Origin of the sequence: Nocardia carnea NBRC 14403 (assembly GCF_000308515.1) — a bacterium.
Taxonomy (GTDB): domain Bacteria; phylum Actinomycetota; class Actinomycetes; order Mycobacteriales; family Mycobacteriaceae; genus Nocardia; species Nocardia carnea.
Genome location: NZ_BAFV01000093.1, coordinates 1 through 1,349, shown reverse-complemented (window position 1 = coordinate 1,349; position 1,349 = coordinate 1). Strand labels below are relative to the sequence as shown.

The following is a 1,349-nucleotide window of genomic DNA, read 5'->3' as shown; positions in this document are numbered from 1 at the left end:
TGAAGCACCCCGGGCTTGGTGCCCACCTTCTTTCTTGGGAAGGATGGGCAGATCATGCCTGCGAAGTACGACGAAGCGACCAAGGCCAAAGCTGTCCGGCTGGTCATCGACCATCGTGGCGACTACGACAGCGAGTGGGCCGCGATGAAGGCGGTCGCGGCCCGGTTGGGGATGACCACCGAAACGCTGCGGAAATGGGTTCGCCAAGCCGAGGTCGACCGGGGTGACGCTGATGGTGTCACGACGGAGGCCGCGCGAACGATCCGCGAACAGAAGCGGAAGATCGCCGAGCTGGAACAGACAATCGAGATCCTCTCGGCAGCAACGTCTTTCTTCGCGCGGGCGAACGACCCGCGACAGAAGTGATCTGCAGGTTCATCGCCGAGTATCGGGCTCGGTTCGGGGTCGTTCCGATCTGCCGCGCGCTGACCGCGCACGGCGTCAAGATCGCCCCGAGAACGTTCCATGCCTGGACGCGGCGGGCACCGTCGAAACGGGCGCTGTGGGACACCACGGTGACCGAGGTTCTGGCCGGCTACTACGAACCCGACGCGCGGGGCCGGCGCGCGCCGGAGTCGTTGTATGGGGCGGCCAAGATATGGGCTCACCTGCAACGACAGGGCATCCCCGTCGCGCGGTGCACGGTGGAGCGGTTGATGCGCACGAACGGCTGGAAAGGAGTGGTTCGACGGAAGAAGGTTCGGACCACCTGTCCGGATCCGGCCGCATCGAGGGCGCCGGACCTGGTCGACCGGCAATTCCGGGTCCCGGCGCCGAACATGTTGCTCGTCGCCGATTTCACCTATGTCCGGCTGACGACCGGCGCGTTCGTCTATACCGCGTTCGTCATCGACGCCTATGCCGGGCGGATCCTGGGGTGGGAATGCTCGACGAGCAAGCACGCCGACTTCGTAGAATCAGCGATCCGGCAAGCAGTCGCCCTGCGGGCCCGTGAAGGCCACCCGATCGCTGGTGCGATCCACCATTCGGATGCCGGATCTCAATACACGGCAGTGAAACTCGGTGAAACACTGACACTTTCGGACCTCAAGCCCTCTATCGGGTCTGTCGGCGATGCCTACGATAATGCTCTCGCCGAGACCACGATCGGGCTCTACAAGACCGAGGCGGTCCGTGACGATTCCCCGTTCCGGCGCGGCCTGCTGACCCGGCTCGCCGATGTCGAACTCCTCACCACCGACTGGATCGGCTGGTACAACCAGTCCCGGATCATGCACCGACTCGGCCGGCGGCCACCGGTCGAGCACGAAGCCGACTACTATGCACTCCACGCCGAGCAACCGGCTGGAGACAGATAAACCGGTGCGCATCAACCCCGGGGCGCTTCA

At 64.6% G+C, this 1,349-nt stretch carries 1 protein-coding gene; it reads left to right on the top strand.

All coding sequences use genetic code 11. The features are described from left to right. Positions 1-54 precede the first annotated feature (54 nt). A protein-coding gene (locus ON22_RS26660) for an IS3 family transposase (protein WP_086007818.1) occupies positions 55-1,319 on the top strand; the annotation gives its coding sequence in 2 pieces (ribosomal slippage) (positions 55-328 and positions 328-1,319; 1,266 coding nt in all). Positions 1,320-1,349 lie beyond the last annotated feature (30 nt).